Consider the following 23,086-nt stretch of genomic DNA (forward strand, 5'->3'; position numbering starts at 1 on the left):
CCCCCCCGCCCCCCAGCGGGCGCCCCCCCCCCGCACAACAAAACACTCCCCCCCCCCCTCATTTACCCCAAACCCCCCACCCCCCCCCCCCCCGGGGCGGCGCCCCGGGGGGGGGGGGGGGGGGCCCCCCCCCCGACGCTCTATCCTGGCTAAGCCTGGCCTCAGCTTGCAGCGCGCAGATTCACCTTGCTCTCGGCGATCGTGGTCAGCTTCTTGTCGGTGGCCTTCTCCTCCTCGAGCGTCTTGGCGAGCATGCTGGCGCAGTCGTTGCGGCCGAGTTGCTTGGCCCAGGCGATCAGGCTGCCGTAGCGGACGATCTCGTAATGCTCCGCCGCCTGCGCCGCGTTGATCAGCGCGGCGTCGAGCACCGCCTTGTCGGCGACTTCGCCGGCCGTCTCGTCGGCTTCCTCGATGATGCCGTCGATCGCGGGGCAATCGACCGCCTTCACCTGCGCACCGTGCATCTTGAACACTTCCTCGAGCCGCTTGACGTGCTCCCTGGTTTCTTCGAGGTGCGTCAAAAAGCCCTGCTTCAGCTGCGGATCGGTCGCCTTATCCGCCATTTTCGGCAGTGCCTTGGTGAGCTGCTGCTCGGCGTAATAGATGTCCTGGAGCTGATGCACGAACAGGTCGTTCATGGTTTTGATGTCTTTTGTGAACAATCCCATCGGTCCGATCCTCTCGGGTTGTGGGAACACGGAGGCACCGGCTTTCAGGAGAAGCCGGTTATTCCGCCATGTTCGATTGCTGATGCGGCACTAACCAGCGCACGGCATCGTCGTTCCAAAAAAGCCCGCATCCCTTGCGCTGGAACAATGCCGGCCGTGCAGGATCTGAAATCATGTCACGGACGGACGCGACCGGTCCTACGACTCATATGCTTAACGCGCGTCCGATGTGAACTGCGTATGACAAAGTGGCTGGTCCAAGACAGAACCTATCCTTGTCAAGGGCTGCACAAGTCACTGTTTTTGCCTTAAATGAGCTACATCATGTCTAGCGATCCAAGCCCACATCGGGCACTGATCGCATCCGACCGGCCAATGTCTGGCCTGGTCGGTCTTGCCCCCCGCCGGGAGGATGAATGCACGGACTGCTGACCGCGCTGAAGCGCGGCTTCAAGAGATGGATCGGCTGGCGGCGACTCGGCGTTGCGGCGAGCGTCTTTATCATCGCGTTCGCGATCACCACGCTGGTGCGCACCCTCAAGGGCATCGACACCGGGGTCATCCTGACCGCGTTGACCGAGATCCCCCGCGAAAACATCGGGCTGGCGGCGATTTGCGTATGCTTCGCGTTCTGTACGCTGACCTTCTACGACTTTTTTGCACTGCGAACGATCGGCAAGAAGCACGTGCCCTATCGCATCGCAGCGCTCTCCAGCTTCACGTCCTATTCGATCGGCCACAATATCGGCGCCACAGTCTTCACCGGCGGCGCGATCCGCTTCCGGATCTATTCGGATTACGGGCTGAATGCGATCGACGTCGCCAAAATCTGCTTCCTGTCGGGCCTGACCTTCTGGCTCGGTAACATCTTCGTGCTCTCGATCGGCATGGCCATCCATCCGGATGCCGCCTCCTACATGGATCAGCTGCCGTCGTCGATCAACCGGCTGATTGCGATCGGCGGCCTTGCCTCGATCGGCGCCTATCTGGTCTGGCTGTGCATGGGCGAGAAGCGCCGCGAGCTTGGCCAGAAGGGCTGGAAGGTGGTGCTGCCGTCAGCGCCGCTGACGCTGGTGCAGATCCTGATCGGCGTCGTCGATCTCGGATTCTGCGCGCTGGCGATGTACCTTCTGGTGCCGGCCACTCCGCAGATCGATTTCCTGTCGCTCTCCGTGGTGTTCATTTTGGCGACGTTGCTCGGCTTCGCCAGCCACGCCCCCGGCTCGCTCGGCGTGTTCGACGCCGCCATGCTGGTGGCGCTGCCCGAATTTGGCCGCGAGCAGCTTCTGGCCACGCTCCTCGTCTTCCGCATCCTCTATTTCGTGATCCCGTTCGGTCTTGCCATCTCCATCATGGGCACACGCGAGCTCTGGATGAATGTGGTGGAGCCCTGGCAGGAGCGTCGACGGCTGGCGGAGGCCTGCGCGCAGGCCAACCTGCCCAAGCAGGTGGCAGCGATGGAGCGCGAGCGGTCGCTGCGGCAGGCCAGCAAACGCTGAGCATGATCCGGAAAAGTGCGAAGTGGCTCTCCGAAAAGATCATGCTCCGTCGATAGTCCGCTAGACGGCGGCCGGTAAAACCTTCAGACCAATGTTGCAGGCGGAGAGCAGCTCTCTTATTTCCGCCTCAACTTTGCCGTTGAAAACGCGGGCCATGATCCCTGTATTCCTTCGCCGTTTCCTCGCCGGTGCCCTGCTGCTCGCCGGGCTCCTCACCGCCTTGCCGCCGGAGCGGGCGGCCGCGCAGGACGCCGGCGCCATGCAGATCAGCTGGGAGGTGCGCAACCGCTTCCGACTGTTCCGCGAGGAGCGCGACTTCCTGCTTCATGTCGAGAACGCGCGTAACCGCAGCATCCTCGCCGCCGAGCAATCGCTGGAGCTCCAGAGCGAGGGCCGCGGCTGGGCCCGCAACATGGTCAACCGGCTCTGCATCGACCTCCAGGGCCGGGTCAACCAGCCCTGCACCCGCGACAACACGAAGGAAAACTACCTCACCCCCCTCGACCATCCCGTCACTGTGCGCCTCGCCGGCGCGGTGCCGGTCGGCGCGACCTGCGCCTGGTCGTTCGACGACGGCGACGGGCCGCAACAATCCACCTTCGACTGCGCCGAGCCGGTCAATCTGCGGGTACGCTACGGCAAGCAGACGGTCGCGAGCGTCGACGTCTCCTCCGGCTCCGATCCGACCCAGCGCGTCCAGACCGAGATCCAGGTCCGCGACATCTTCGTCGCTGGCCTCGGAGACAGCATCGCCTCGGGCGAAGGCAATCCGGACCGGCCGCTGGCGCTGTCGGACGAAGGTTTTTGCTTCCGCTCCTATCTCGGCACCGCCGGCGCGCAGTATTACCGGCCGAGCCGGGCCGGCTTCAAGGGCGGCCGCGCCTGCGAAGCGCCCGATACGCTTGCTAACTGGCAGCGCTACAGCGCGCTCTGGTTCAACTCGCCCTGCCACCGATCGCTCTACAGCTACCAGGCCCGCACCGCGCTGGCGCTCGCGGTACGCTACACCCACGTCGCCGTGACCTTTCTGCCGCTCGCCTGCACCGGCGCCAGCATCAGCGACGGGCTGCTCGGCTCGCAGCGCGCCCGCGAATGCCCGCCCGGCAAGACCGGCGTCTGCAACATCAGCGTGAACGCGCAGGTCGCCGAGCTGCGCGAGGCGCTGACCGCGGCCCGGAAACGCCAACCCGAGCGCACGCTCGACCTCGTGCTGCTCTCGGTCGGCGCCAACGACGTCTATTTCTCCGGCCTCGTCGCCGACGTGATCGTCGAGACCGCAACCGAGCGCGCGATATTCCGGCGCTCCGGGGTGATGGCGAGCGTCGATGATTCCCGCGATGCGCTGGCGCGCGAGCTGCCGCAGAATTTCGTCAAGCTGCGCGAAGCGCTGAAGCCGCTGGTCGGCGGCGACCTCTCGCATGTGGTCTACGTCTCCTATGCCAATCCGGCGCTCGCCGATGGCGGTGTGCCCTGCCGCGGCGGCCGCGCCGGCTTCGACATTCATCCGTCCTTCAACGCCGATCCGCAGCGCCTCGCCCGCGTTTCGACCTTCGTCGACACCGAATTCCTGCCACAACTGAAGGGGCTCGCCACCTGCACCCGCGGCGCGCTGTGCCGCGATCCCGAGGCCGACCGCATGACCTTCGTGGATTCACATCAGGCGGCGTTCGCCGATCATGGCTTCTGCGCGCATTCGGGCAACGATCCCGAATTCGACCGCACCTGCTTTGCCGAGAACGGCCAGAGCTTCAATCCCGACATCGTGAGCGCGGCGGGCCAGCCGATGCTGTGCGGCCGCGGCGCCTCGGAATTCCGCGCCTATCTGCCGCGCGCGCGGTGGATCCGCGACGCCAATGACAGCTATTTCGCTGCGATGACCTATCCGCAAGGCTTGCCGGCAGCAAGCCAGCCGACCGACATCCATGACGCGACCTGGGGCGTGCTCTCCGCTGTCTATGGCGGCGCCGTGCATCCGAGCGCCGAAGGCCACGCCGCGATGGCGGACGCGGCGCTGCCGGCCGCAAGCGCCGTGCTGGGACTCGATGCGGCACCGCCGGGCGTGACACGCGGGCTGCTCGCGCCGCTACTGCCGGGCGCGCAGCAGTAGTAGCAAAAGCGGGCTCTCTCCACATCGTCATTGCGAGCGCAGCGAAGCAATCCAGAGTCTTTCCGCGGTGGAATTCTGGATTGCTTCGCTGCGCTCGCAATGACGAGATTGGGGCTCACGTCTCGGCACTCTCTCACAATCGTTCCTCCCCCTGCCGTTCCCATCCATCCAAAAACGGCATCGATCGATACTGCCTTGAACTTGGACACTTCGCTGCGCGCACCTCTAGGAGTCGCAGTGGGGAAACGTTCGAGTTCTAAGGAGGCGCGAAATGAGCGCAGTGATGTCCGCAGCGGACGTGAGAAGGTCTCGCGTCAGACTGTTTATCGTGACCATGTTGTTCCTGGTCACGACCGTCAATTATGCCGATCGCGCCACGTTGTCGATCGCGGGCCCCGCGCTCTCCAAGGAGCTGCACCTCGATCCCGTCGCGATGGGCTACATCTTCTCGGCGTTCGGATGGTCCTATGTGATCGCGCAGGTGCCGGGTGGCTGGCTGCTTGACCGCTACGGCTCCCGCCTCGTCTATGCCTTCAGCATCATCGTCTGGTCGCTGTTCACGACGCTGCAGGGCTGGGTCGGATTCTTCAGCGCCGGCACCGCGATCGCCGTGCTGTTCGGCTTGCGCTTCCTCGTCGGCATCGCCGAAGCGCCGTCTTTCCCCGCCAACGCCCGCATCGTCGCGGCCTGGTTTCCGAGCAACGAGCGTGGCACCGCCTCTGCGTTCTTCAATTCCGGGCAGTATTTCGCCACCGTGATCTTCGCGCCGTTGATGGGTTGGATCGCGCACGACTACGGCTGGCGCTACGTGTTCTTCGTGATGGGCGCGCTCGGAATCGTCATGGGCCTGGTCTGGATCAAGACCGTCTACGGGCCGAAAGAGCACCCCGGCATCAACGAGGCCGAATTCGATTACATCAAGGACGGCGGCGCGCTGGTCGATCTCGACGCGCCCAAAGACGATCTGAAGCAAGAGCGCACGCCCGAGGCCGGCTCCGGGTGGGATCACATCCGCCAGCTGCTTTCCAACCGTATGATGCTCGGCGTCTATCTCGGCCAGTACTGCATCAACACGCTGACCTACTTCTTCCTGACCTGGTTCCCGGTCTACCTCGTCAAGGAGCGCGGCCTGTCGATCCTGCAAGCCGGCTTCGTCGCGACGCTGCCGGCGCTGTGCGGCTTCATCGGCGGCGTGCTTGGCGGCGTCATCTCCGACGCGATCCTGCGCAAGACCGGCTCGTTGACGATGGCGCGCAAGATCCCGATCGTCGGCGGCATGCTGCTGTCGATGTCGATCATCGCCTGCAACTATGTCGACGGCCAGGCGCTGGTGGTCGGCTTCATGGCGCTCGCCTTCTTCGGCAAGGGCATCGGCGCGCTCGGCTGGGCTGTCGTCTCCGACACGTCGCCGAAGGAAGCCGGCGGCGTCTCGGGCGGCCTGTTCAACACCTTCGGCAACCTCTCCTCGATCAGCACCCCGATCGTGATCGGCTACATCCTGGCCGCGACCGGTTCGTTCAACGGGGCGCTGATATTCGTCGGCGCCAATGCGCTGGTGGCCGCATTCGCCTATCTCGTGGTCGTCGGCAAGATCGAGCGCGTAGTGCTCAAACGTTCCTCCTGAGGGCTCCCATGGGAGCTTGACCAGGCAACTTAACGGCGGCTTCACGGCCGCCGTCTTTGTTTTGGGAGTAATCGATGCTAGAAGCGCCGGGGAAACGCCTTATCCATCTAAGGCATGTATCGATGTTCGACCTCAATCAGCTCCGCTGTTTCGTCACGGTGGCGGAAGAACTGCATTTCGGCCGCGCCGCCGCGCGACTGAACATGACCCAGCCGCCGCTGTCCCGGCAGATCCAGGTGCTGGAGCACATCATCGATGCGCCGCTGCTGGAGCGTACCAGCCGCTCGGTGCGCCTGACGCCGGCCGGGCGCAGCTTCCTGCCGGAAGCGCGGCGCATCCTGAAGCTTGCGGAAAGCGCCTCGCAGGTCGCCCGCCGTATCGCGCTCGGCAAGTCCGGCTCGCTCAAAATCGGCTTCACCGCGGCCGCCGCCTATGGCTTCCTCCCCGAGCTCGTCGCCGCCTGCCGCGCCAAGCTGCCCGAGGTGGACTTCTCGCTGAAGGAGATGGTGTCGGGCGACCAGTTCGAGGCGCTGACCTCGGGCCAGATCGATGCCGGCCTGCTCAGGCCACCGATCGCGCGCCCGGAAATCGCCAGCCGCCGCGTCGTCGCCGAGCCCCTGCTCGCCGCGATCCCCAAAAAGCATCCGCTGGCGAATGCCGAGAGCGTCACGATCAAGGATTTCGACAACCAGCCCTTCGTGATGTATTCGCCCTATGAGAGCCGCTACTTTCACGACGTGCTGGTAGCGCTGTTCACCCGCGCCGACATTCTGCCGCGCTATGTCCAGCACCTGAGCCAGATCCACTCGATCCTCGCCATGGTGCGCGCCGGCCTCGGCCTCGCCATCGTGCCGGCGGCGGCGGCAAGCCTGAAGATCGCGGACGTCCGCCTGCGGCCGCTGAAGCTGCGCACCCGCGTCCCGGTCGAGCTGTTCATGGTCTGGCGCCGCGACGACGAGAACCCGCTGCTGTCGGCGCTCGTCAAAATCGCGAGCGAATTGTCCTCGGCGGAGGTGATGGAAGATTGATGCTGATTTCGCATCGGTCGATATAGGCTTTGGCTTGGACCCGCATCGAACGGTCTCCTAAACCACGGCGCATGGACGCGCAGCCTTTGCGTCCTCCACAACACGAGACCAGGGAGCAGCGCCCATGAGCAAGATGACCCCGCAGGAAATGGCCCAGAAGATCGGATCCGGCCTCCTGTCTTTCCCCGTCACCCCGTTCAAGGCGGATTACTCCTTCGACGAGGCGACTTACCGCGCCAATATGGATTGGCTATGCGGCTATGACGTCGCGGGCCTGTTCGCCGCCGGCGGCACGGGCGAGTTCTTCTCGCTGACGGCCGCCGAGGTTCCGCAGGTCGTCAAGATCGCCGTGGACGAGACCAAGGGCCGCGTGCCCGTGCTCGCCGGCACCGGTTACGGCACCGCCACCGCGCGTGAGATCGCGATCGGCGCGGAGAAGGCCGGCGCCGACGGCTTGTTGCTGCTGCCGCCCTATCTCACCCATGCCGAGCAGGATGGCCTTGCTGCCCACGTGGAAGCGATCTGCGCCTCCGTGAAGATCGGCGTCATCGTCTACAACCGCGACAACGCCATCCTCCAGCCCGATACGCTCGCCCGCCTCGCCGAGCGCTGCCCGAACCTCGTCGGCTACAAGGACGGCATCGGCGACATCGAGCTGATGACCCGCGTCTACACCAAGCTCGGCGACCGCCTGACCTATATCGGCGGCCTGCCGACCGCAGAGACCTTCGCACTGCCCTATCTCGACATGGGCGTGACGACCTACTCTTCGGCCGTATTCAACTTCGTTCCGGAATTCGCCACCAACTTCTACGCCGCCGTGCGCAAGCGCGACCATGCGACGATCCACGCCGGCCTGAAGGATTTCATCCTGCCGCTGATCGCGATCCGCAACCGCAAGAAGGGCTATGCGGTCTCGATCATCAAGGCCGGCATGAAGGTGATCGGCCGCGATTCCGGCCCGGTCCGCCCGCCGCTGACCGATCTCACCGAGCAGGAGATCGCGGAGGTGACAGCGCTGGTGAAGAATCTGCCCGCCATCCGATCGTCACAACAGGCTGCAGAATAACAAGCGATACAGAGAGGAGCCTGCGATGGCTAACACCGAGATCACTGGCGCACCGGTCGTCACCGCGATGCAGGTGATCCCGGTCGCAGGCCGTGACAGCATGCTCCTTAATCTGAGCGGTGCGCATGCGCCGTTCTTCACCCGCAACATCGTCATCCTCACCGACAATGCCGGTCACACCGGCGTCGGCGAGGTGCCCGGCGGCCAAAAGATCTGGCAGACGCTGCAGGACGCCCGTGATCTCGTGATCGGCAAGACCGTCGGTGCGATGAACAACATCCTCGCCGATATCAGGACCGCCTTCGCCGATCGCGATGCCGCCGGCCGCGGCAAGCAGACCTTCGATCTCCGCGTCATGATCCACGCCGTCACGGCAGTGGAGTCCGCCCTGCTCGATCTGCTCGGTCAGCATCTCAACCTGCCCGTCGCAGCCCTGCTCGGCGAAGGCCAGCAGCGCACCAGCGTCGAGACGCTCGGCTATCTCTTCTTCCTCGGCGACCGGCGCAAATCCAAGCTCGACTATGTCGGCGGCGAGAGCGGCAAGCCCGAATGGTTCAACCTCCGCCATCAGCAGGCGATGACGCCGGAAACCGTGGTGCGGCTCGCGGAAGCCACCCACGACCATTACGGCTTCGCCGATTTCAAGCTGAAGGGCGGCGTGCTGCGCGGCGAGCAGGAGATCGAGGCCGTCACCGCAATCGCCAGGCGCTTTCCGAATGCGCGCGTGACCCTGGACCCGAACGGCGCATGGTCGCTCGACGAGGCTGTCGGCCTCTGCAAGGATATGCACGGCATCCTCGCCTATGCCGAGGACCCCTGCGGCGCCGAAGGCGGCTTCTCCGGCCGTGAGATCATGGCCGAGTTCCGCCGTGCAACGGGCCTGCCGACCGCGACCAACATGATCGCGACCGATTGGCGGCAATTGTCCCATGCGTTGCGCCTCGGCGCGGTGGACATTCCGCTGGCCGATCCCCATTTCTGGACCATGCAGGGCTCGGTGCGCGTGGCCCAGACCTGCCGCGACAACGGCCTGACCTGGGGTTCGCACTCCAACAACCATTTCGACATCTCGCTCGCCATGTTCACCCATGTCGGCGCCGCCGCCCCAGGCAAGGTCACCGCGATCGACACGCACTGGATCTGGCAGGACGGCCAGGCCCTGACGAAGGAGCCGCTCCAGATCAAGGCCGGCAAGATCGCCGTGCCTGAGAGGCCGGGCCTGGGTATCGAAATCGACAGGGCCACCATCGATGCCGCGCATGACCTCTATAAGCAGCATGGACTCGGCGCCCGCGATGACGCTATTGCCATGCAGGACTTGATCCCCGGCTGGACCTTCGACGACAAGCGTCCCTGCCTGGTTCGTTAAAAACTCTGGAGGAAGCTATGACTGCGATCCTGAAGAACTTCATCGGCGGCGAATGGGTCGACGGCTCCGGCGTCACCAAGAACATCAATCCCTCCAACACCAATGATCTCGTCGGCGAATACGCCAAGGCCGACAAGACGCAGACCGAGAAGGCGATCGCAGCAGCCAAGGCCGCCTTCCCCGCCTGGGCGCAATCGACACCGCAGGCGCGTTATGACGCGTTGAACAAGATTTCGCTCGAGATCATCGCCCGCAAGGAAGAGCTCGGCCGCCTGCTCGCTCGCGAGGAAGGCAAGACGCTGCCCGAGGGCATCGGCGAGGTCGCCCGCGCCGGCCAGATTTTTGCGTTCTTCGCCGGCGAGGCGCTGCGCATGATCGGCGAAAAGGGCGCCTCGGTGCGTCCCGGCATCGACGTCGAGCTCACCCGTGAGCCGATGGGCGTCGTCGGCATGATCACGCCCTGGAATTTCCCGATCGCGATCCCCGCCTGGAAGATCGCCCCGGCGCTCTGCTATGGCAATACCGTGGTGTTCAAGCCGGCCGAACTGGTGCCGGGCTCCGCGCATGCGCTGTCCGAGATCATCACCCGTTCCGGCATTCCCGCCGGCGTGTTCAACCTCGTGGTCGGCTCGGGCTCCGTGGTCGGCCAGACCCTGATCGAGCATCCCGACGTCGCCGCGATCACCTTCACCGGCTCGGTGCAGACCGGCCGCAAGATCGCGCAGGCCTGCGTGACCTCGAGCAACATGAAGAAATTCCAGCTCGAGATGGGCGGCAAGAACCCGCTGGTGGTGCTCGACGACGCCGACCTCAAGACCGCCGTCGAAGTCGCCGTCAACGGCGCCTATTTCTCCACCGGCCAGCGCTGCACGGCGTCCTCGCGCCTGATCGTCACCGAAGGTATTCACGACCGTTTTGTTGCGGCGATGACCGAGCGCCTGAAAGGTCTGACGGTCGACGACGCGCTCAAGGCCGGCGTGCATATCGGCCCGGTGGTCGACCAGAGCCAGCTCGACCAGGACCTGCGCTACATCAAGATCGGCCAGGACGAGGGTGCCAAGCTCGCCTGGGGTGGCGAGCTGCTCAAGCGCGAAACGCCCGGCCACTACCTGCAGCCGGCGCTGTTCACGGAAGCCAACAACAACATGCGGATCGCGCGCGAAGAAATCTTCGGGCCGGTCGCGACCGTCATTCGCGCCAAGAACTACGAGGAGGCGCTGGCGATCTCCAACGACACCGAGTTCGGCCTTGCCTCCGGCATCTGCACCACCAGCCTGAAATACGCCTCGCACTACAAGCGCAACAGCGAGTCCGGCATGGTGATGGTCAATCTGCCGACCGCCGGCGTCGATTATCACGTGCCGTTCGGCGGCCGGAAGGGTTCGAGCTACGGCGCCCGCGAGCAGGGCTCTTACGCGCGCGAGTTCTACACCACGGTGAAGACGGCTTATACCTTCCCCGGCTAGCCACGGGGAAGATTCGTAGGGTGGGCAAAGCGAAGCGTGCCCACCACTTACGTTCGGTGTGAAGATGGTGGGCACGGCGCGTTGCGCCTTTGCCCACCCTACGACTACGGAGGCAAAGCGCAGATGGACCAGTCAGTCGCAGCGAAAGAGCAGCCCCGCTACATCAAGCTCAACGATCGCGACAACGTCGCGATCGTTGTCAATGATTTCGGGCTTCCCGCCGGCTCCCGTTTCGCCAGCGGGCTGACGCTGCGTGCCTTCGTGCCGCAGGGACACAAGACGGCGCTGGTCGACATCGCGCGGGACGCCCCGATCATCCGCTACGGCGAGGTGATCGGCCATGCGCTCGCGCCGATCCTGGCCGGCGAATGGGTGGACGAAGCGCGCATCCGCATGCCGGAGGCCCCTGCCCTCGACAAGCTGGAAATCTCGACCGCCGTTCCCGCGCCGCTGCCGCCGCTGGATGGTTTCACGTTCGAAGGCTTTCGCAATTCCGACGGCTCGGTCGGCACCAAGAACATCCTCGGCATCTCCTCCTCCGTGCAATGCGTCAAGGGCACGATGGAATACGCGGTGAAGCGCATCCGCGCCGAGCTGCTGCCGAAATACCCGAATGTCGACGACGTCGTGCCGCTGACGCACGCCTATGGCTGCGGCGTCGCCATCAACGCGCCTGATGCGGTGATTCCGATCCGCACACTGCAAAATATCGCGCAGAACCCGAATTTCGGCGGCGAGATCCTGGTCATCAGCTTGGGATGCGAAAAGCTCGCGCCCGAGCGTCTGGTGCCGGAAGGCGTCAGCAATGCCATCGTGCGCATGCAGGACGAAGCCTTCGACGGCTTTGGCGCCATCGTCGACGCGATCATGACCCAGGCAGAGGCCCGCCTGAAGATCCTCAACAAGCGCACCCGCGAGACCTGCCCGGCCGCCGATCTCGTCATCGGCCTGCAATGCGGTGGTAGCGACGCCTTCTCCGGCGTCACCGCGAACCCTGCGGTCGGCTTCGCCGCCGACCTGCTGGTGCGCGCCGGCGCCACCGTGATGTTCTCGGAAGTCACCGAAGTGCGCGACGCGATCCAGCTGCTCACGCGACGCGCCATCAACGAGGACGTCGGCCGCGCGCTGGTCCGCGAGATGGCCTGGTACGATTCCTATCTCGCCCGCGGCGGCGCGGACCGCAGCGCCAACACCACGCCGGGCAACAAGAAGGGCGGCTTGGCGAATATCGTCGAGAAATCATTGGGCTCGATCGTCAAGTCCGGATCAAGCGCAATCACCGGCGTACTCTCGCCCGGCGAGAAGGCGACGCAGAAGGGCATGCTGTTTGCGGCGACGCCGGCATCCGACTTCATCTGCGGCACGCTCCAGCTCGCCTCCGGCATGACGCTGCAGGTGTTCACCACCGGCCGCGGCACGCCTTACGGCCTTGCAGCTGCGCCCGTGATCAAGGTCGCGACCCGCAGCGAGCTCGCGCGACGCTGGAAGGACCTGATCGATTTCGATGCCGGCGGCATCGCGACCGGCGAGAAGACCATTGAGGAGACCGGCTGGGACCTGTTCCGCCTGATCCTCGACGTCGCCAGCGGCCGCACCAAGCCGTGGTCGGATCGCTGGGGCATCCACAACGATTTGACGCTGTTCAATCCGGCGCCAGTGACCTGAGCGCCGCGCGCGGACGCTGCCTCGCCGCGCGGGATGACGCCTCGGTCTACGTCATGCTGCCCGGCATGAAACAGCGCACGCGCGGATGGCCGTCGATATAGTGCTTCCACACCATGGTGCGGTTCGGCTCGGTGATGACGGCGCCGTCGGGCACGACGATCCATTCGCCGTCGAGATGCACGCGATAACGGCCCTTCTCGGACTCCCAGTCGACATCGGCGACCACATAGCCGTCGGCATCCGAGCAGCATTGGCCGTATTCGCTGTGAAGGCTCTCGAACCAGGGTTTTAACGGCGAGTTGGCGTAGCGGCCGTCGTCCCGCGCCAGCGTCGGGGCGGTCGGCAGCACCGTCAGGACCAGCAGCATGGCGGCACACGATATTGCACGTCTCATGTCGTCTCCGCGGATCGAGGTCATCGCCGCGGGGCGATAGTTGCCGTTCGCCTCCGCGACTCGGCGAAGGCGTCAGGGACGGCGACTCATTCCCCCAGCAGCTTTGCGGATAGCTATGCAAATCCGGCGCCACCGCGCATTCCGGGGAACTACTGGCGCGGGTCCGGCAGGCGTTCGTCTTTCGAGGGGTATGACCGCTACTCGCGCGCCAAGATCTCCGCTGTCTCAGCCGGCCGCATGCGCGATTGCGCACGGTGACACCGCGCAAGAACGCGGAGAGGCTGCGGCGTACCGGAGTCCCCGCCTTGGCGGGCAATGACAGCGGTGTGTGGAGCTATGGAAGTTCGGGCGCCATGGCGCCCCGACGTAGACCCTACTGCTTCGGCGCCGGCGCCATCATCGCGCCGCCCTTCTTCGCCGCGGGCACGGGCGCGGGTTTGGTCGCGGCGGTCGCTTGCGCCGGGAGATATTTGGCGACGATGGCGGGATCGACCTGCGCGATGTTGGCGTCGGGAAGACGCGTCCAAGTCTCGTCCTTGCCGAACAGAGAGATGCCGAGGAAACCGCGCATCGTCAGGGTCTGTCCGTCCGGGCTGACCGTCATCTTGGCCTTCCAGATGTTGCCGTCGCGCGGATTGACCACGTTGCCGCCGTCATACTTCAAGCCGTCGCGCTTCATGTCGCGGATGAAGGAGAGGCCGAGCACCGGCGCGTTCTTGCGATCGTCCGTGCATTTCGCGCAGATCTCGTTCGGGTCGTCGCCAGGCCGCGGAAAGGTTTTTGCGATAACGCCTTCGAAGATGCCGTTGTGGTCGATGAAGAGAAACCATCCCACCGTCTTGCCGTCTTCGACCTTCTGCCAGAGGCCTGCGGCGGTCGGCTGCTGCACTTGCGCCGCAACCGGGCTCACCGCACCGAGCGACATCGCGAGCGCGAGGATCGAGAACAGCCGAAAGCTGGAAAAGAGAGTCCGCATTATCATCACCTTGCTGAGCCAATCGCCTTGCTAAGCCGCCAACTGCAATGGCCGCAGACTACGGCGATTTCGCGAACTGTTCCAGCACCAGAAACATGGGGCATCGCCCGCCGCCGTCAGTTGACGCCGAGCTTCTTTTGCAGGCTGGAGGACGAGGTCGTGTACTGGAACACGAGCCGCTTCTCCGGATAGACGTAGCGATGGGCTTTTTGCGACATCAGCGCGCCCTCGTGGAAACCGCACAGGATCAGCTTGATCTTGCCGGGATAGGTGTTGATGTCGCCGATCGCGAAGATGCCTGGCACGTTGGTCTCGAACGCGGATGTCTCGACCGGCACCAGATTGTTCTCCAGCGCGATACCCCAGTTCGCGACCGGACCGAGCTTCATGGTCAGCCCGAAGAACGGCAGCATGGTGTCGCAGGTAATTTCGCTGACGCTGTTGTCGTTAGCCTTGACAGTGGCGCCGCTCAGCCTGCCCTCGTTGCCTGACAGCGCGGTGACCTGGCCGAGGCGCAGATCCATCTTGCCGGCCGCGACCAGCGCGCGCATCTGCTCGACGCTGTGGGGGGCGGCGCGAAAATCGTCGCGACGGTGCAAGAGCGTGATGCGCTTGGCGATCGGATGCAGATTGAGCGTCCAGTCGAGCGCGGAATCGCCGCCGCCCACGATCAGCACGTTCTTGTCGCGGAACGTCTCCATCTTGCGCACGGCGTAGTGCACCGAACTTCCTTCATAGGCTTCGATCCCCGGCACCGGTGGACGCTTGGGCTGGAACGAGCCGCCGCCGGCAGCGATCACCAGCACCTTGCATTCGAACACCTTGCCAGCGTCCGTCGTGCAGCGGAACAGGGGATCGCCGATCTTCTCCACGGTCTCGATCATCTCGCCGAGATGGAAAGTCGGATGGAACGGCTTGATCTGCTCCATCAGCGCGTCGGTGAGGCCCTGCCCCGAAACCTGCGGAATGCCGGGAATGTCGTAGATCGGCTTTTCCGGATAGAGTTCTGCGCACTGGCCGCCGACCTTGTCGAGGATGTCGACGAAATGCGTCTTCATGTCGAGAAGGCCCAGCTCGAAAGCGGCGAACAGACCGCAGGGGCCGGCGCCAATAATCAGCACATCGGTTTTGATCGCGTCGCTCATGTCGTCTCTTTATCGGTCGTTCGGTGGGACGGCGCCCTGTGGGCCGAGGTGTCCCTGCCTGTCTAGCCAACGGGGATGGATCAGGGAAGGCATAAAAGCGGGAGCGCCCCGCAGCCGCGCCCACTTGCCGGGTCAGGCTAGCTGGGCTGTAACGGGCAACGATATGACGGAGATCAATCGGTGAACGCACCAAGCCGCCTCGATACGACGCCGCGCCTGGAGGACTACCCTTTTCGCCTCAGCGACAATGTCCGCTTCGGCGATCTCGACCCTAACCAGCACGTCAACAACGCGGTCTACGCCACCTATTTCGAGACCGGCCGTGTCACGCTGATGAAGCTTCCGGAATACGGCCTGACGCCGCCGGGACTTGCCTGGATCATGGTACGGCTCGACATCCATTTCCGCGCCGAGTTGCACTGGCCGAACACAATCGAGCTCGGCCTCGGCGTCGCGAAGCTTGGACGAACGTCGGTGACGTTCGAGCAGGTGGTGTTTTCGGAAGGGAAGTGCATTGCATCGGCGACATCCGTCGCCGTGATGATCGACGAAGCGTCGCGCCGGCCAACGCCACTGATCGCGGAAGTGCTCGAGAAGCTCAGACCTGGCACAAGCGCGGCATCCAGGTCGCGCCGCCGAGCACATGAATAGCTAACAGCGTTAGGCCTGGCGTTCCGGCGTCGCCACCACGAGGCCGTCGAGATCGTCGGAGACCTTGATCTGGCAGGACAGGCGCGAGTTCGGGCGCACGTCGAAGCCGAAGTCGAGCATGTCCTCTTCCATCGGCGTCGGGCTGCCGACCTTCTCACGCCACGCTTCGTCGACATAGACATGGCAGGTGGCGCAGGCGCAGGCGCCGCCGCATTCGGCCTCGATGCCGGGAATGCTGTTGCGGATGGCGGCTTCCATCACAGTCGCGCCGTTCTCGACGTCCACCGTACGGGTTTCGCCCTTGTGATCGACAAAGTGAATTTTGGCCATGTGTGCTCGTGCTGCCGCGATCTAGGGAATGAAGGAGGGTCCGGGCTGTCCTATAACGGGTCGGTCAGCCCGGCGCCATAGCGTTTTGATAAGTCGTGAATACCGTTTCGCGGGAAGAAAACCCGTCAAAACAAAAGACTAGAGGACGGTTCTGGCCCTGTCGGCCTAAGGGTTCAGGATCGCCTCGATGGCGGCGCGAGCCTCGGTCACCGCCTCTTTCAGCGCGGCAAAGGCGTGAGGCCGGCCCTGGCCGGTCTGGATCGCGGTCTCCAGGCTGGCGGCGGCATCCGCCACCGCCAAGGCGCCGATCCCGCGCGCCGATCCCTTGAGCTTGTGGGCGAGTGCGCCCGCCTCGGCCGGCAGCGCTGCCATCGCCGCGATCAGGCGCACCGCTTGCTCGGCAAACATCGCCAGCACTTCCTGTTCCAGCTCGGAATCACCGAGCGTCATGCGGGAGAGATGATCGAGGTCGAGCGGGCTGTAGATGGGTGCAAGCGGGGGCGAGGGCATCCAGTCCATCCGTTGCAGTTCAGGCGTCATGGCGCAGGCCCCGGCATCGCGCGATGTCCGCCGGTCCGGCGGTCAAGTTCCCTCCACCCAAGCACGGAAATGGTTAACGAAATGTTCCGGCCGTTTTGCGCAAATCTGCCTGCTTATTGACGAAAAGTTGCCGCAATCCGGCGAGTCCAGTGGAGAATTGCATTTATTGCTAAGGCCTTACGGCGCGATCCTGTTAACGATGATTAAGAATGTCTTAATCGCGGGCATTTCATTCGCGACGCTCTGCCAATAGGATGTTGGAGAAATTGGCGGACAAGCCGTCCGGGTGGGGATGGCTCGGAGATCCGCGCAAGCGGCATAATCCGGACTGTGGGCTTGCGTAGCGCGCAGAGCTCGCGGGGGGACGCGTACAAGTAACGAGGGCTCGGACTGAACATGGCAAACACTCCGAAAAAGGTCAAAGACCCCACAGAAGATGCGCTTTCTGCAATCCAGGAAGCCCTGAACATCAGCGACACGGCTGCGGACACCAGCCGCAACGCCTCGATGCGCAGCGAAACGTCGCCCCCGGTCGCGCCACCGGCTCCCCCGATGTTCGACGAACCGAGCTTCGACCCGCGTCCCGCCGCGAACGAACGCGCGATGTTCGATCAGGTCGAGGAGCCGCGCTCCTCGCGCCGCGCCGCCAATGACGACCGTGCGACCATCGGCCAGCTCTTGCAGACGCTGCAAACGGGACGCCCGACGCGCAACATCTATACCGGCGCGACAATCTTCACGGTCATTTGGCTGGCGGCCTGCGCCGCGCTGACGGTCGGTTTCCTGCCTTCGATCCAGGCGGCGATGGGCCAGAGCGGCGGTGTGTTGGCCATTGCCGGCCTCGTCACGATGTTCTTCGCGCCGATCATGCTGTTCTTCTTCCTGGCGAGCCTCGTCTGGCGCGGCCAGCAAATGAGCTCGGTCGCGCAGGCGATGGCCCAGGTTGCGATCCGCTTCTCCGAGCCGGAAGGCTCGGCTTCGGATTCCATGGTGACCGTCGGCCAGGCCATCCGCCGCGAGGTTGCGGCGATGGGCGACGGCATCGAGCGCGCCATCGCGCGCGCCGGCGAACTCGAGACGCTGGTCGCCAACGAGGTCGCGGCGCTCGAACGCGCCTATTCCGACAACGAGGTGCGCATCCGCGCCCTGCTCCAGGACATCGCGCATCAGCGCGACAATCTGGTCGGTCAGGCCGAGCAGGTCCGCAGCGCCATCTCCGGCGTGCAGATCGATTTGCGCCATGACATCGCACTGATCTCGGACGCGATTGCCTCGCGCGTCGACGAGGTCGCAAAGTCGATCACGGGCGCGCTCGAAGAGCGCGGCGCCCACATCACCGGTGCGCTCAGCAACGCCGGCGACAACATGATCCTCGCGCTCGGCGAGCGCGGCGGCGACCTCCTCGACCGCCTCGAGGAGGCCAGCAACGAGACCACGCGCGCCGTGCTCGACGCCAGCGAGCGACTGACCACCAGCCTCAATTTCAAGACCGGCCATGTCCACGACGAGTTCGTCGACCTCGCCGACCGCGTCCACGAAATGCTGAACGAGCGCATCGACCGCATCACAGGCGAGTTCGAGCAGCGCTCCGCCGCGATCGTCGACGGCATCTCCGAGCGCACAGAGCAGGTGCACGACAGCCTGAAGAATTCGTCGGACTCGCTGCTGCTCGAGCTCGAGCTGCGTTCCAACGACCTCTCCGCCAAGATCGACGACGCCGGCAACCGCCTCGCCGGCCACATCATGACCTCCGGCGACAAGGCGAGCGAAGCGCTCGACGCCACCGTCAACACGCTGGTCGCCAAGGTCGTCAGTCAGACCGAGACCGCGCACGACTCGCTGTCGCTGCAGATGAGCGCCTTCGACGAGCTGGTGAAGAACCAGGGCACCGAGCTGGTCGAGAAGTTCGCACGCGACTCCGGCACGCTGGGCGCCCTGATCACCCGCCACATCTCCGAGTTCGACCGCACCGTGAAAACCTTCGGCGGCGAGATCGTCGATCGGATGGGCCAGCGCACCCAGGACATCCATGAATCGCTGAAGACCTATGTCGACAATTTCGACACCCGCTTCACCTCCAACGGCGGCGCGATCACGGCTGTGCTCGACCAGCGCCTGGTGCAGTTCGAGACCACGGTTGGCGAGCGCGTCAGCAACCTCGACGCCTCGCTGAACGGCAAGATCTCGGGTCTCGACTCGACGATCGATGGTCACATCAAGACCTTCGACGAGCAGCTCGTCGGCCGCGTCGCCGCGCTCGAACAGTCGTTCGATACCCGTGCGAAGTCGGTCACCGAGACCATCGACGGACGGCTCAACACGCTCGCCTCGTCGCTGACTGACGGTGCCGCGCAGGCGATCCAGTCGATCGACTCCCGCCTCACCCATCTCACGACGTCGCTGACCGATGGCGCATCGCAGGCGATCGAGACGATCGACAACCGTCTCAACCACCTCACGACCTCGCTGACGGATGGCGCATCGCAGACCATCCAGACGATCGACACGCGCCTCACGCATCTGACGACCACCCTCACCGGCGGCGCGTCGCAGGCGCTCGAATCCATCGACACGCGCCTCACCTACCTGACCACCGCGGTGACGAACGGCGCCTCGCAGGCGGTGCAGTCGATCGATACCCGTCTCACCCTCCTGACCTCGACGCTCACGGACGGCACCGCACAGGCGATCGAGGCGGTCGACCGCCGCATCACCGGCGTCACCGAGATCATCGACGGCCGCAGCATGCACCTGACCGACACGGTCACTGCGCGCTTCCAGGACATCCAGCAGGCCATCGAGACCAAGGTCGGCTCGGTCGCCAGCGACATCGACGTGCGCGTGGCGCAGTTCGAGGACCTGCTCGGCTCGCGCGTCGAGGCCGTCGCCGGCCGCATCGAGAGCAGCGGACGCCAGGCCAGCGAGGACATGATGTCCCGCGCCGAGATGATCTCGACCGCGATCCGCTCGCATGTCGAGGACGCCGAGCGCTCGCTCACCAACCTCGTGGTCAACACCAGCGAGACCATCCAGACCGGTGCGCGCACCGCGCAGCAGTCGCTGATGACGGTCTCCTCCGACGTCAACGCCCAGCTCAAGATGACCTCCGCCGAGGTCGAGCGCGCGCTGACCGCCGTCGGCACCGGTGCCGCGAACTCGATCCTGACCAGCGCCCGCGAAGCCCAGTCGACGCTGGTCGCGGCCTCCGGCGATGCCTCCAACCAGATCAAGGGGCTCGCGGCCGACGTCGAACGCACGCTGTCGTCGGCAGGCTCGGCGACCGCCGCCTCGATCTTGGCCGGTGCCCGCGAGGTGCAGACCACGCTCGTCACGGCGTCCTCGGATGCGGCCAACCACGTCAAGACCCTCACCGCCGACGTGCAGCGCTCGCTCTCGATGGCCGGCACGACCACGGCGGAATCGATCACCGCCGGCGCCCGCGATGCGCAGAGCGCGCTGATCGCGGCCTCGAGCGAGACCGCCAACCAGATCAAGGCGCTGTCCTCCGACGTGCAGCGCTCGCTCTCGATGGCGGGCACCGCGACGGCAGAGACCATCATGACCGGCGCCCGCGAAGCCCAGAGCACGCTCGTCAACGCATCCTCGGATGCGGCGAGCCAGGTCAAGTCCCTCGCCGCCGAAGTGCATCGGTCGCTCTCGCAGGTCGGCCAGTCGACCGCCGAGACGATCACGACCAGCGCCCGCGATGCCCAGAGCACCCTGCTGGCGGTCTCCGCCGAACAGACCGGCCAGGTTCGTTCGCTGGCGGCCGAGATGCAGCGCGCGCTGGCGACCGCCGGCGGCGCCACCATCGAGGCGCTCACCAGCGGCGTACGCGAAGCCCAGGGCACGCTGATCTCCGCTTCGACGGACGCTGCCAGCCAGATCAAGTCGCTGACCACGGACATCGAGCGCACGCTGACCTCGGTCGGTGCCGACACCGCCTCGACCATCCTCAACAGCGCGCGTGAGGCACAGACCTCGCTGACCTCGACCTCGGCGGATGCCGCAAGCCAGATCCGCACGATCTCGAGCGAGATCGAGCGTACGCTGAGCACCGCCACCGCGAACGCGACCAACGACATCCAGACCAGCGCGCTCAACGCCCAGAACGCGTTGATCAACGCCTCCAACGAGGCGAGCTCGCGGGTCAAGTCGAGCTCGGCGGACGTCGAGCGCTCGGTGCTCGCCGCCAGCAGCAGCTTCGGCCAGGCTATGACCGGCAAGACCGACGAGATCGTCACCTACGTGCAGCAGCAGTCCGACCGTCTCGCCAACATGATCGACGCCAAGCGCGGTTCGCTCGTGGACGCGATCGGCTCCAAGACCAGCCAGCTCACGCTCGACATCGACCGCGTCACGTCCGACGCGCTGAAGTCGATCGAGACGCGCGGCCACGCGTTCTCGCAGACCATGATGGGCAACGGCTCCGAAGTGGCGCGGACCATCAACTCGGCGAGCGAGATGGCGACGGGTGCCGTCAACAAGTCGCTCAAAGATCTCGAGCAGGCCTCGCGCGCGGCGATCGACCAGTCGCGCCAGGTCTCGATCGCGGCCGTCACCGAGATGCAGGAGACCAGCAAGATCCTGCGCACCGACACGGTCGCCCTGTTCGAGCGACTGCGCGAAGGCAACATCCTGCTCCAGGAGGTGCTGACCGGTGCGCACGACAACCTTAACTCGCTCGAGCGGGCGCTGGTGACGCGCGTCGCCGACTTCGTCTCGGCGATGAACGACGTCACCTCGCGCAACGGCGCTGCGACGCAAAATCTGGAAGACCAGCTCAACGTCTTCAACAGCAAGACCACGCGGGCGCTGCAGGACCTCGGCGAGCTGTCGACCCAGTTCGACGCGCACGGCAAGGCACTGGTCGAGGCCGCGCAGGTGGTCGAGCAGAGCAACAAGAACACCACCGCCTCGCTCGCCGAACGCAAGGAGGCGCTGGAATCGCTCGTCACCACCATCGACCTGCGCACCGCCGATCTCGACCAGCGCCTGTCGCGCTTCACCGGCCTGCTCGATGAATCGCTGGCGGCCGCCGAAGAGCGGGCTCGCGACATCGCCCGCGTCGTCGCGGAGACCGCCGGCGCAGGTTCCGCCGCGATCACCCGCCAGTTCGAAGCGGTGCGGTCGGCCTCCGAAGAGGAGCACCGGCAGACCGTCGAGGCCATGCACGACATCTACCGCCAGACCACTGACGAGGCGGATGCGATGTTCAAGCAGTCGACCGAGAAGTTCACCAACCTCGTCTCCAGCATGAAGCAGATGGCGTTCGAGATGCACAACGAGCTCGAAGCCACCCGCAACGAGCTGCGCCGCGGCGTGCTCGAGATGCCGCAGGAGGCCGCCGAGAGCACTGCGCAGATGCGCAAGGTGATCGTCGACCAGATCGAGGCCCTCGCCGAGCTCAACCGCATCGTGGCCCAGCACGGCCGTGGCCTCGACGTCTCCACGACGGGCCGCGCCAGCGTGCAGCGCCAGGAAGAGCCGATGCTGGCGGCCGTCGGCGCGCGCAGCACCGAGACGCGCATGCGCGAGAGCGCCAGCGCCTCGACGCTGCCGCCGCCGGACCTCGGCATGCCCGCCTCCTCGCGCCGCACCGAAGCGCCGCCGGTTGCACCGGCCGGCAACGACCAGGGCCGTGACGGCTGGCTGTCCGACCTGCTGAGCCGCACGGACGCCAACCAGGGTGCGCCCACCGGACGTGAGCCCCAGCGCGGCCGCCAGGCTGCACCGGCGCCGCAGCCGCAGGCCCCGCAAGGTGGCGGCAATCCGCTGGAATCCTTGTCGCTCGACATCGGCCGGCTGATGGACCGCAACCTCGCGTCCGAGATGTGGGACCGCTACCAGCGCGGCGAGAACAAGGCCTTCACCAAGCGCCTCTACACGCCCGCGGGCCAGAAGGCCTTTGACGAGGTCGCCCGCAAGTATCGATCCGACCGCAACTTCAAGGCCACGGTCGACCGCTATGTCGCCGAGTTCGAACGCCTGCTCGACGAAGTCGCCCGCGACGGCCGCGGCCCGCAGGAGTTGCGCAACCACCTGACCTCCGAGACGGGCCTGGTGTACACGCTGCTTGCTCACGCAGCGGGCCGGCTGGGATAAGCGGTCAGTCGCCAAGACGCATGACGAATGAAAACGGAGGCCTCACGGCCTCCGTTTTGTTTGGGGCGTCATTAGGTTTGGGCGTCATTAGGAACGAAGCGTTCGACCAAGCACTCGGTGTCGTCCTGGCGAACGCCAGGACCTATTATCCCAGGGAGGAGTTTGGCGAAGACCAGTCGTACGGTACTGCCATCGACCGCAATCGATGGACCTCGCGGTATGGGTCCTGGCTTTCGCCAGGACGACATCTGGGACGCCTACTGCCGCCTGCGCTCCGGCACAGCGGGCTTCGGCGGCTCGGGCGGCGGCGACGCAGCCGCGGGGGGGGCGCGGGGGGGGGGGGCGGGCGGGCCGCGGGGGGGGGGGGGGGGGGAGGTGGGGTGGGGGGGGGGTGGGGGGGGCCGCGGGCGGGGGCCGGCGGGGCGCACGGCGCGCGCCCGCCGGGGGCAA

General features: G+C 65.4%; 15 protein-coding genes and 1 pseudogene. 10 read left to right on the plus strand and 6 right to left on the minus strand.

What is annotated here, in order from left to right:
- Positions 1–161: 161 nt before the first annotated feature.
- Positions 162–668, minus strand: a complete 507-nt coding sequence (locus AC0L3K_RS05130) for a YciE/YciF ferroxidase family protein (RefSeq protein WP_007602065.1) — start codon at positions 666–668, stop codon at positions 162–164.
- Between the two features lie 416 nt (positions 669–1,084).
- On the opposite strand from AC0L3K_RS05130, the gene AC0L3K_RS05135 reads away from it, so the two are divergent.
- The 8 genes from AC0L3K_RS05135 to garD all read left to right on the plus strand — a co-directional run bounded on the left by AC0L3K_RS05135 (position 1,085) and on the right by garD (position 12,495).
- Positions 1,085–2,167 carry a lysylphosphatidylglycerol synthase transmembrane domain-containing protein gene (locus AC0L3K_RS05135; protein WP_219682805.1) on the plus strand — a complete coding sequence of 361 codons (1,083 nt, stop codon included), beginning with the start codon at positions 1,085–1,087 and terminating at the stop codon, positions 2,165–2,167.
- 154 nt (positions 2,168–2,321) lie between these two features.
- Entirely contained in the window at positions 2,322–4,274 is a 1,953-nt protein-coding gene (locus AC0L3K_RS05140; protein ID WP_354128022.1) for an SGNH/GDSL hydrolase family protein, read from the plus strand.
- Positions 4,275–4,545: 271 nt separating this feature from the next.
- Complete coding sequence (locus AC0L3K_RS05145; RefSeq protein ID WP_354128021.1) at positions 4,546–5,898, plus strand: MFS transporter; 1,353 nt, start codon at positions 4,546–4,548, stop codon at positions 5,896–5,898.
- A 122-nt stretch (positions 5,899–6,020) separates the two neighbouring features.
- On the plus strand, positions 6,021–6,926 hold the full coding sequence (locus AC0L3K_RS05150; protein WP_007602059.1) for a LysR family transcriptional regulator: 906 nt from the start codon (positions 6,021–6,023) through the stop codon (positions 6,924–6,926).
- A gap of 124 nt (positions 6,927–7,050) precedes the next feature.
- Positions 7,051–7,995 carry a 5-dehydro-4-deoxyglucarate dehydratase gene (kdgD, locus tag AC0L3K_RS05155; RefSeq protein ID WP_007602056.1) on the plus strand — a complete coding sequence of 315 codons (945 nt, stop codon included), beginning with the start codon at positions 7,051–7,053 and terminating at the stop codon, positions 7,993–7,995.
- Between the two features lie 25 nt (positions 7,996–8,020).
- Positions 8,021–9,364 carry a glucarate dehydratase gene (gene gudD, locus AC0L3K_RS05160; protein ID WP_354128020.1) on the plus strand — a complete coding sequence of 448 codons (1,344 nt, stop codon included), beginning with the start codon at positions 8,021–8,023 and terminating at the stop codon, positions 9,362–9,364.
- 17 nt (positions 9,365–9,381) lie between these two features.
- Positions 9,382–10,830 carry an aldehyde dehydrogenase family protein gene (locus tag AC0L3K_RS05165; protein ID WP_354128019.1) on the plus strand — a complete coding sequence of 483 codons (1,449 nt, stop codon included), beginning with the start codon at positions 9,382–9,384 and terminating at the stop codon, positions 10,828–10,830.
- A 123-nt stretch (positions 10,831–10,953) separates the two neighbouring features.
- Positions 10,954–12,495, plus strand: coding sequence for a galactarate dehydratase (gene garD, locus AC0L3K_RS05170; protein ID WP_354128018.1), 1,542 nt, complete (start codon positions 10,954–10,956; stop codon positions 12,493–12,495).
- 46 nt (positions 12,496–12,541) lie between these two features.
- On the opposite strand, the gene AC0L3K_RS05175 is transcribed toward garD, so the two are convergent.
- The 3 genes from AC0L3K_RS05175 to AC0L3K_RS05185 all read right to left on the minus strand — a co-directional run bounded on the left by AC0L3K_RS05175 (position 12,542) and on the right by AC0L3K_RS05185 (position 15,010).
- Positions 12,542–12,889 (minus strand): hypothetical protein, encoded by a 348-nt coding sequence (locus AC0L3K_RS05175; RefSeq protein ID WP_473365506.1) that lies wholly within the window; start codon positions 12,887–12,889, stop codon positions 12,542–12,544.
- Between the two features lie 373 nt (positions 12,890–13,262).
- Complete coding sequence (locus AC0L3K_RS05180) at positions 13,263–13,865, minus strand: DUF2147 domain-containing protein (RefSeq protein WP_354128016.1); 603 nt, start codon at positions 13,863–13,865, stop codon at positions 13,263–13,265.
- A 116-nt stretch (positions 13,866–13,981) separates the two neighbouring features.
- Positions 13,982–15,010 (minus strand): NAD(P)/FAD-dependent oxidoreductase, encoded by a 1,029-nt coding sequence (locus AC0L3K_RS05185; RefSeq protein WP_007602049.1) that lies wholly within the window; start codon positions 15,008–15,010, stop codon positions 13,982–13,984.
- A 180-nt stretch (positions 15,011–15,190) separates the two neighbouring features.
- On the opposite strand from AC0L3K_RS05185, the pseudogene AC0L3K_RS05190 reads away from it, so the two are divergent.
- Positions 15,191–15,657 (plus strand): annotated as a pseudogene (locus AC0L3K_RS05190) (acyl-CoA thioesterase).
- Between the two features lie 13 nt (positions 15,658–15,670).
- Here AC0L3K_RS05190 and AC0L3K_RS05195 read toward each other — a convergent pair.
- On the minus strand, positions 15,671–15,991 hold the full coding sequence (locus AC0L3K_RS05195; RefSeq protein WP_007602043.1) for a 2Fe-2S iron-sulfur cluster-binding protein: 321 nt from the start codon (positions 15,989–15,991) through the stop codon (positions 15,671–15,673).
- A gap of 165 nt (positions 15,992–16,156) precedes the next feature.
- Positions 16,157–16,531, minus strand: coding sequence for an Hpt domain-containing protein (locus tag AC0L3K_RS05200; RefSeq protein WP_354128014.1), 375 nt, complete (start codon positions 16,529–16,531; stop codon positions 16,157–16,159).
- A 396-nt stretch (positions 16,532–16,927) separates the two neighbouring features.
- Here AC0L3K_RS05200 and AC0L3K_RS05205 point away from each other — a divergent pair, with 396 nt between their 5' ends.
- On the plus strand, positions 16,928–22,636 hold the full coding sequence (locus AC0L3K_RS05205) for an apolipoprotein A-IV repeat region-like domain-containing protein (RefSeq protein WP_354128013.1): 5,709 nt from the start codon (positions 16,928–16,930) through the stop codon (positions 22,634–22,636).
- The last annotated feature ends 450 nt before the right edge of the window (positions 22,637–23,086 follow it).

The organism is Bradyrhizobium sp. MI1.10 (genome assembly GCF_055811035.1).